We start from the raw sequence: 8,608 nt of genomic DNA, 5'->3' as shown, positions 1-8,608 counted from the left end.
TCTCGGCAAATGAATGGTCTATCGGAACGCCCAGCGCTTTTATCTTATCTTCGGCTACGCCTTTTTTTATAAACTCCTCACCGACACCTTTTGACGGAACAACATAAATGTCGACATTGTCATATATCCAATAAGAGTGAGGGGCGTAATCCGTAAGAATGCCCACAAGCGGTGTATCTTTTTTATAGCGTTTTTTATAACTTGCGAATATGCCGCAGGGAAATGCCTGTGTACACGCTACGACGTCAGGCTCAAACCGGCTTATGAGCTTTTCTATTTTTTGCGAATTGGAACGGTTGATAAAATTCTTCAACCGTTCGGTTTTTTTTATTATTTTGGGATTATCATACAGATAACCCCATATTTCCGGCCGTTTTTTTATGACCCTCATGTACGCCCCGTGGATTATCCTTTCCATGACAGGATTCACATACCTGAAGGCGTTTATGCTAAGTACGTCTGAACCGGGCGATCTCTTTAAGATGGCTTTTTCCAGCGCTATTGCCGCTTGATGGTGGCCGGAGTGCTCTGAAATATACAAGAGAAGTATCTTCTTATTCATGCGGCACGCATCTTGGGATTTTAATCCTTGGATTCCAGCAGCGCTTTAATGCGCTGAAGCGCTAGTTTTAGCCTCTCTTCATTCTCTACAAGCGCAAATCGCACAAACCCCTCACCGTATTCCCCAAATCCGGTTCCGGGCGCAACTGCCACGCCGGCCTCTTCCAGAAGGAGGTCGGTGAATTCCATAGAAGTAAGGGCGCTGTATTTAGGCGGTATATGGGTCCATATGTAGAAAGTTGCCTTTGGCCTTTCCACTTTCCATCCTATTTCATTAAGCCCGTTTACAAATAGGTCCATCCTGCGTTTATATGTTTCGACTGTCTTTTTGACAACGTCCTGCGATCCGCGCAATGTCTTGATGGCCGCGTGCTGGATTGCGCGGAATATGCCGAAGTCAATATAGTTCTTTGTTTTGAGCAGGGTCTTTATTATGTCTTTATTCCCTACGCAAAAACCTAACCGCCAGCCTGCCATATTATAGGATTTGGAAAGCGTATGAAACTCTACCGCAATATCTTTAGCCCCCTTTGCCTCAAGGAAGCTCGGGGCCCTATACCCATCATATACGATATCGGAATAAGCCAGGTCATGGCCGACTATTATATTCTTCTTATTTGCCCAATCGGCTACTTCTTGGAAGTATTCCAGGCTTGCGACCTGCGTAGTCGGGTTATGCGGATAGCTGATAAGCAAAAGTTTTGACATCTTTACCACTTCACTGCTTAATGTATGCAGTTTGGGCATATAATTATTTTCGGGCGTAAGCGGGATATTGTAAAGTATGCCGCCGGCCATTATAACGCCGTTGAAATGGACCGGATACGCGGGATTCGGAACAAGCGTTATATCGTCACTGTTAAGAAAACCCAGGCACAAATGAGCTATACCCTCCTTAGAGCCGATGAGGGGCACAACCTCGGTCTCCGGGTCAAGCGACACATTGAATTTATCCATATACCAATCAGCTATGGCCTTTCGGAGCTCTTTTTCTACTTCGCCGTCCCAGCGCGAATACCGCTGATTACCGTCAACGCGCGCCTGCTTGCAGAGCTCATCGATGGCCTGCTTAGGCGCCGGAAGGTCCGGCGAACCCATGCTGAGGTCTATCACATCTACGCCGCGACTCATCACTTCTTTTCTTTTTTTATCTACAAGAGCAAAAAGATACGGCGGTAATCTCTTTAGCCTGTTTGCCTCGTGTATCATATTAGTTCTCCTTCTGAAGTTTTATTCATATCTTATTCTAACTCTGCGAGTACCTCGCCTATTTTCACGGTAGTTCCTTCGCTCGTGACAATCCGTTTTATTTTTCCGGATGTCCCGGCCGGTACATTGAAAGTCGCTTTATCGGTGACGATTTCCACCAGATCGTCATCGACCTTGACGGTCTCGCCTTCCGCAAAATGCCATAACGACACAACGGCTTCTTCTATGCCTTCGCCTAATTCCGGCAGCATTATATTTTTCATGATACCCCTTCCCCATAAAGCGCCTCAGCCATATAGGAGCTCCTTATGTAAGGGCCGCTGGCAACGCTCCTAAATCCCATACTGTATGCCGCAATTTTCAGAGACTCGAATCTATTCGGATCTATATATTCTACGGCGCGAAGCGGTGAATCTTTGGGACGAAGGTATTGGCCGATTGTCAGGAAATCGCATCCGGTAGCCCTGATATCTTCCATAAGCTGAAATGCTTCTTTTTCAGCTTCCCCCAACCCTAGCATAAAGCCGCTTTTAATCCTCGCTTTTTTCAAAGATGCTGCAAATGCCAATACCCCCAACGAACGGCAGTAATCCGATTTTGGCCTTACCGCGGAATAAAGCCGTTCTATCGTTTCCATGTTATGAGCAAATGTCTCTATGCCGGATGCTGCCACAGCCTCTATTGCTTCCTTTCGGCCCGCAAAATCGGGCGTCAGGGCCTCAATCTTTGTCAGCGGCGATAGGCCCTTTATCGCGTTTATTACTCTTAAGTAATGGCCGGTGCCTCCATCAGATAAATCGTCTCTCGTTACAGACGTAATTACCACATACCTGATTCCAAGATCTCTTACCGCTTCCGCTATTGACCCGGCCTCTTCATGCCTGACCGCTTCAGGAGATCCATTACTAAGTGCGCAAAAAAGGCAGTTCCGCGTGCATGTCCTTCCTAATATCAGAAAGCTGACATTGCCTCGGGAATAGCATTCACCAATATTAGGACAGCGGCTGTTCTCACAAATACTCTCCAGGGCCTTCTTCTTTAAATAGGCGCTTATTTTCTTACCGGCTCCGGAATCCGGCATGGGCCTCAAGAGCCAGGAAGGCATTCTCTCTATACGAGTAGTGTTCAAAACTGAAAACCTCGCAAAATTTTTTAATAATTAATTCTTTTAAATCCTTTATATCTATTCGTGTACCTAAAATATCGGCCAAGCTTGTTACGGGGACATCTTTTATGCCGCAAGGCCTTATCATGGAGAAATATTTCAAGTCAATGTTTGCATTGAGGCTTACGCCATGATAGGTGATCCAACTACTAAGCCCTATTCCTATAAAACCTATTTTACCGGCGCTTGTCCAAATGCCCGTATATTTAGCGTTTCTGTATGCGTATGGGCCGCAACTTCCTACGACACGCACAATGACTTCTTCAAGATTATATATAAAAGAACGGACATCTTTAGTGTGATTACGCAAATCAAATACAGGATAAATAACCACCTGCCCCGGACCGTGAAAGGTTATATCGCCGCCTCGGTCAACATGCAGGACACGAAGAGAGCATTCTTTTAAAAGACTTTCATCGACTAATATGTTTTCTTCGGTTCCGCTTCGGCCTATTGTAAAGATATTGGGATGCTCTACGAGAATAAGGTAGTCCTCGGCTGTGCCGCATTTTTTCTGCGCTAATATTTCTTTCTGTAATGCCAATGTGTCGCCATAAGGCATTACTCCGGCATCTATAACTGCGAGCGGATCCATCGTAAGCATTTATCCTAAAAATTCAATTTTTCGATAGCGCTTTTTATCAGTCCGGCGGCCTTTTGAAACTTTTCCCGCTCATCAGTATCTAAGTCAAGTTGGATGATCTTCTCAGTGCCGTTTTTACCCAAAACAATCGGCACTCCGATACATATCTCACGCAAGCCGTACTCTCCGTTCAAATACACTGAGGCGCACATAGTCAGGTGCTCATTGTTCAATATACACTTTACCATGTAAAAACATCCGGCGCTCGGAGCAAAAAAGGCACTCCCTGATTTCAATAATGATACTATCTCAGCGCCGCGCTTTTTGGCGCCCTCCATTATTTCATTAATCTTATTCTCGTCCGCTACCTTCTTAAGTGGCATACCCTGCGCCTTTGAATAATTTAGGAGAGGAACCATATTGTCATCGTGGCTGCCTATTATAACGCTGTCGACTTCCGTTTTCATTATGTTCAATTCTTCGGAAATCAGATTTGATTGCCTGGCGGAATCAAGGACCCCCGCCATGCCTATGACCTTTTTATGATCAAAGCCGGAGATATTATAAGTCAAATAAGTCATAATATCAAGAGGGTTGGTGACTACAATAACGACGGCATCGGACGCAAACTTCTTTATATTAAGGGCAACTTCTCTTACAACGGCGCCGTTTTTCTGGATAAGGTCTTCTCTTGACATTCCGGGCCTACGCGGAAACCCCGCCGTTATCACTACTATGGAAGAATCGCTTATTTTTGAATAATCCGCCGTCCCCTCCACCTTTTTCTCGTATCCCATTATAGCGGATGCATCTGCCAGGTCGTATGCCTTAGCTTTTGCTATGCCCTCATCAATATCCACGAGGACCACATCGGCCAGATCGTGCTCCACGATTCTTAATGCCAAAAGCGCCCCTACATTACCGGCGCCTATTATGCTTACTTTTTCGGTCTTCAATTTTTGATCCTCTTCTTTATTTTATCTTTTTGATCCGAGCTATGATGGCATCCGCCATTTCCGCTGTTCCTGCCGCGGATGGGTCATTCCTATTTGCCTTAAGGTCGTAAGTGACGTATTTACCCTCTCTTATTACTTTGGCTACGGCAGATTCCAGGATATCTGCTTTTTTATCTTCTTTTAAATAGTGGAGCATCATAACTCCGGATAGTATCATTGCCACGGGGTTTACCTTATTGGCGTTTTTGTATTTAGGGGCGCTGCCGTGCGTCGGTTCAAAAAGTGCCGCACACTCGCCGATATTTCCGCCTGGCGCCACTCCTAATCCTCCGACAAGCCCGGCGCATAAATCGGAAATAATGTCGCCGTAAAGATTGGGCAGGACCATACAATCGTATAATTCCGGTTTCTGAACGAGTTGCATGCACATATTGTCTACAATCCTATCTTCAAACTCCACTTTTCCCTCGTACTCTTTAGCCACTTCCCTGGCGCACTCAAGAAACAGGCCGTCCGTATGCTTCATTATATTGGCCTTATGGACAGCCGTTACTTTCTTTCGTTTGTTATGCAGGGCGTATTCAAATGCAAAACGCACTATTCTTTTAGAGCCGGTTTCGGAGATCGGCTTTATGCTTATTCCCGAATCTTTACGTATGGATTTTTTAGAAAGTCTCTCTATCTCGCTTATTATGCTTTCGGTATTCATTTCGCCCTTTTTAAACTCTATACCGGCGTAGAGATCTTCCGTATTTTCGCGTATTACAACCAGATCCACATTTTCGTATCGCGATCTTACGCCTTCATATAATTTGCATGGCCTTACACAGGCATAAAGGTCAAGCTCCTTTCGCATAGCCACATTTACGCTTCTAAATCCCGTACCTACGGGGGTGGTTATGGGGCCTTTTATTGCCACTTTGTTCTTGCGTATCGACTCTATCACATCCTGCGGCAGGACTTCACCCGTCTTTTCCATGACATCGGCACCGGCGTTTTGAATATCCCACTCAACATCGAGGCCGGTTGCTTCTATGCATCGCTTAGTGGCCTCGGCTATTTCCGGGCCTGTCCCGTCTCCGGGTATCAACGTTATTTTATGCCTCAATTTTAAAATCTCCGTGTTTTTTAAAATGTTCGATGACTCCGCCGTCCAGAAGCAGACGCCTCATAAGCTTAGGCACGGGTTTCGTCTTTATGGTTTCATTCTGTGTGTGGTTTATCACGACCCCTTTTTCCAGATCAAACTCTACTATATCGCCGTCTTTTATCCTGTCGGTATCGCACTCAACAACGCATAGGCCGATATTAAATGCATTTCTGAAAAATATCCGAGCAAAGCTTTTAGCGAGTACCGCGCTTATTCCCGCCTCTTTTATTACCCAGGGCGCCTGTTCCCGCGAGGAGCCGCAGCCGAAATTTTCTCCGGCGATCACATAATCGCCGCTTTTTACCTTTTTGTGAAAATTAGGGTCTATATCTTCAAAAAGGTACTTTGACAGCTCCTTCATGTCTTTTATCTTGAACTTATACCTTCCTGATATAACATAATCTGTATTTACGTTATCAAAAGGGTCTAGTCTGTGCGCCGTTCCTTTTACCATAGTGGCCTCGCTTAAAGATAATTCCTTGGATCCGCTATTTTACCTTCAATTGCGCTTGCCGCGACGGTTGCCGGGCTCGCAAGATAGATAAAAGAGTTTGGGTTGCCCATGCGGCCTTTAAAATTTCTATTCGCGCTTGATATCGCGGCTTCATTATCCGCAAGTATGCCCTCATGTGTACCGACGCAAGGTCCGCAACCCGGCGCCACTACAATACATCCCGCCTCTATAAACGTCCTGATGTATCCTGTCTTTACGGCGCCCTCGAATATGCCGAGAGACGCTGGCGCAATGATGCACTTCAGCTTCTTGTGTATTCTTTGTTTTTTTAATATACCCGCCGCTATCTTAAGATCTTCAAGCCTCCCGTTTGTGCAGGTTCCTATATAGGCCTCGTCGATCTTCACATTATTCACCCTGCCCACAGGCACAACATTGTCGACGGTGTGGGGCTTTGCTACCATTGGCTCAAGCTTTGATGCATCATATTCTTTTATTCCTGAATAATGGGCATCTTTATCCGCCGATACTGGCATTATCTTTGATTTTAACTTTACGCATCTTTTCAGGTAATCAATTACTTTGGCATCCGCCTCCATAACGCCAAACTTTGCTCCCATCTCGACCGCCATATTAGATATGGTGAGCCTGGCGTCTACGCTTAAGCCCTTTATAGTCTCGCCATAGAATTCGACAGAATTATAAGTGCAGCCGTTTGCGCCGACATCACCGATGATATGCAATATAAGATCTTTTGAGTATACACCTTTTTTTAGAGCTCCGGTAATCTCCATCTTTATACTTTCGGGTACTTTGAACCAATTGTGCCCGCTCATCAGGGTTATGGCAAGGTCTGTGGAACCCACGCCGGTAGATAAAACATTCAGCGCCCCGTATGTACATGTGTGCGAATCGGCGCCTAATACAAGATCGCCAGGTTTTACATGGCCCTCGTCGGGTATAATGACATGACAGACGCCCGAGCCGACATCGTAAAGGCCTACCTTCATTTTTTTGGCAAACTCCCGCATCTTATTATGAATTTCGGAAACACCTAGGTTTGGACTCGGAGCGCTATGGTCTATGACCATACAGAACTTAAGTGGGTTAAATACTTTGGTTTTTCCGGACTTATTAAAACTGTCTATGATAAGAGAGCTTGTTCCGTCCTGGCCAAAACAGAAATCAACTTTGCATATCGCTATATCTCCGGCCTTAAGATCCCTGCCGGAATGGCTGCTTAATATTTTTTCTGCTATCGTTTTACCCATTTTTTCAATCTTTCCAAACCTTTTTCTATATCGGCTGTGCTTGTGGCAAAACTGAAGCGTACATGTTTATTTGAGCCGAAGGGCTCACCCGGTATAGTCGCTATATATTCCTCATCCAGAAGCCGTTTTGAAAATACTGCGGGGCTCATACCTGTTTTGCTTATATCCACAAAACAATAAAATGCCCCCTCCGGCTTATTGCATTTTAGTTCCCTTATTTCACCAAGCCCTTTTATGAGTATATTGCGCCTCTTCTCGAACTCGCGCACCATACTGGATGTGGACGGATCGTCGATTGTCAAAGCTGCCAATGCCGCGGCTTGAGATATGGATGTCGGGTTCGATGTTGAATGGCTCTGGAAGGCCGCTATGGACTTTACTATATCTTCCCTTCCCGCCAAGTAACCTATGCGCCAGCCGGTCATGGAATAACTCTTAGATACGCCGTTTACGACAAAAGTGAGGTCGTATATTTTCTTATTGAAAGACGCTATCGAAACATGTTTTAGCCCGTCGTATATAAGCTTCTCGTAAATCTCATCGCTTATCACAAATACGTTGTGCCCTACCGCGAAATCGGCCAGCGCTTTCAATTCATCTTTCGAATAGACTATGCCCGTAGGATTTGATGGGCTGTTTATTATGAGCGCCTTGGTTCTTTTGGTTACGCACTTCTCCAATCTTTCGGGCGTGACCTTTGAAGTATTTTCATCCGACTCCACTATAACGGGCCGAGCTTCGCTCATCTTTATCATTTCGGGATAGCTGAGCCAATAAGGCATTGGTATGAGCACCTCATCGCCTTTTTCGCATATTGCCTGAAATATATTGTAAAGCGCGTGCTTTGCGCCGCAACTTATGATGACCTGACCAGGCTTGTAATCAAGCCCGTTGTCATTTTTAAATTTCTTACTTACTGCCTCTTTCAGTTCCGCCGTTCCGGTAGCGGGCGTATATTTGGTGAACCCTTTATTTATGGCGTCAATAGCCGATTTCTTAATATATTGAGGTGTGTCAAAATCTGGCTCACCGCCGGCAAAATTGATGACATCAAACCCACCTTTTTTTAATGCTTTTGCTTTTGTGGTGATATCAAGCGTAGCTGACGACGCTATATACTTCAGTCTCTCTGTTATCATAATTCACCTGATTATTGTATTATTTTAATATAGTTTATGCTGCTATGGTGTAAAATATACCATAGATAATAGGATTTTACAATTAAAAAACCACGCAGCTATTTATTGCCGCGTGGTTTT

Annotated in this window: 10 protein-coding genes; all 10 read right to left on the bottom strand. The window is 45.0% G+C overall.

The window, feature by feature from the left end; all coding sequences use genetic code 11:
• Positions 1–562 (bottom strand): hypothetical protein (locus KKI13_00655; GenBank protein MBU4487567.1); only part of this gene is annotated, 562 nt, incomplete at its 3' end.
• A gap of 20 nt (positions 563–582) precedes the next feature.
• Complete coding sequence (locus tag KKI13_00650) at positions 583–1,767, bottom strand: LL-diaminopimelate aminotransferase (GenBank protein MBU4487566.1); 1,185 nt, start codon at positions 1,765–1,767, stop codon at positions 583–585.
• Between the two features lie 35 nt (positions 1,768–1,802).
• Positions 1,803–2,033: a hypothetical protein gene (locus KKI13_00645; GenBank protein MBU4487565.1), complete on the bottom strand. Its 231-nt coding sequence runs from the start codon at positions 2,031–2,033 to the stop codon at positions 1,803–1,805.
• Positions 2,030–2,875, bottom strand: a complete 846-nt coding sequence (locus KKI13_00640) for a lipoyl synthase (protein ID MBU4487564.1) — start codon at positions 2,873–2,875, stop codon at positions 2,030–2,032. The genes KKI13_00645 and KKI13_00640 overlap by 4 nt, the downstream gene beginning before the upstream one ends.
• On the bottom strand, positions 2,829–3,539 hold the full coding sequence (gene lipB, locus KKI13_00635) for a lipoyl(octanoyl) transferase LipB (GenBank protein ID MBU4487563.1): 711 nt from the start codon (positions 3,537–3,539) through the stop codon (positions 2,829–2,831). The genes KKI13_00640 and lipB overlap by 47 nt, the downstream gene beginning before the upstream one ends.
• 5 nt (positions 3,540–3,544) lie before the next feature.
• Positions 3,545–4,474, bottom strand: a complete 930-nt coding sequence (locus tag KKI13_00630) for a malate dehydrogenase (protein MBU4487562.1) — start codon at positions 4,472–4,474, stop codon at positions 3,545–3,547.
• A gap of 16 nt (positions 4,475–4,490) precedes the next feature.
• On the bottom strand, positions 4,491–5,582 hold the full coding sequence (locus KKI13_00625; protein MBU4487561.1) for an isocitrate/isopropylmalate dehydrogenase family protein: 1,092 nt from the start codon (positions 5,580–5,582) through the stop codon (positions 4,491–4,493).
• Positions 5,572–6,078, bottom strand: a complete 507-nt coding sequence (locus KKI13_00620) for a 3-isopropylmalate dehydratase small subunit (protein MBU4487560.1) — start codon at positions 6,076–6,078, stop codon at positions 5,572–5,574. The genes KKI13_00625 and KKI13_00620 overlap by 11 nt, the downstream gene beginning before the upstream one ends.
• A gap of 11 nt (positions 6,079–6,089) precedes the next feature.
• On the bottom strand, positions 6,090–7,349 hold the full coding sequence (locus KKI13_00615) for a 3-isopropylmalate dehydratase large subunit (protein MBU4487559.1): 1,260 nt from the start codon (positions 7,347–7,349) through the stop codon (positions 6,090–6,092).
• The gene (locus tag KKI13_00610; protein MBU4487558.1) at positions 7,334–8,491 is read right to left on the bottom strand and encodes a pyridoxal phosphate-dependent aminotransferase; all 1,158 of its coding nucleotides are present in this window, start codon (positions 8,489–8,491) and stop codon (positions 7,334–7,336) included. The genes KKI13_00615 and KKI13_00610 overlap by 16 nt, the downstream gene beginning before the upstream one ends.
• Positions 8,492–8,608: the final 117 nt, after the last annotated feature.

The sequence above is a fragment of the Candidatus Omnitrophota bacterium genome (assembly GCA_018894435.1).
In the GTDB taxonomy this organism is placed as follows: domain Bacteria; phylum Omnitrophota; class Gorgyraeia; order JAHIPI01; family JAHIPI01; genus JAHIPI01.
This window is presented reverse-complemented; position numbering and strand designations above follow the sequence as displayed.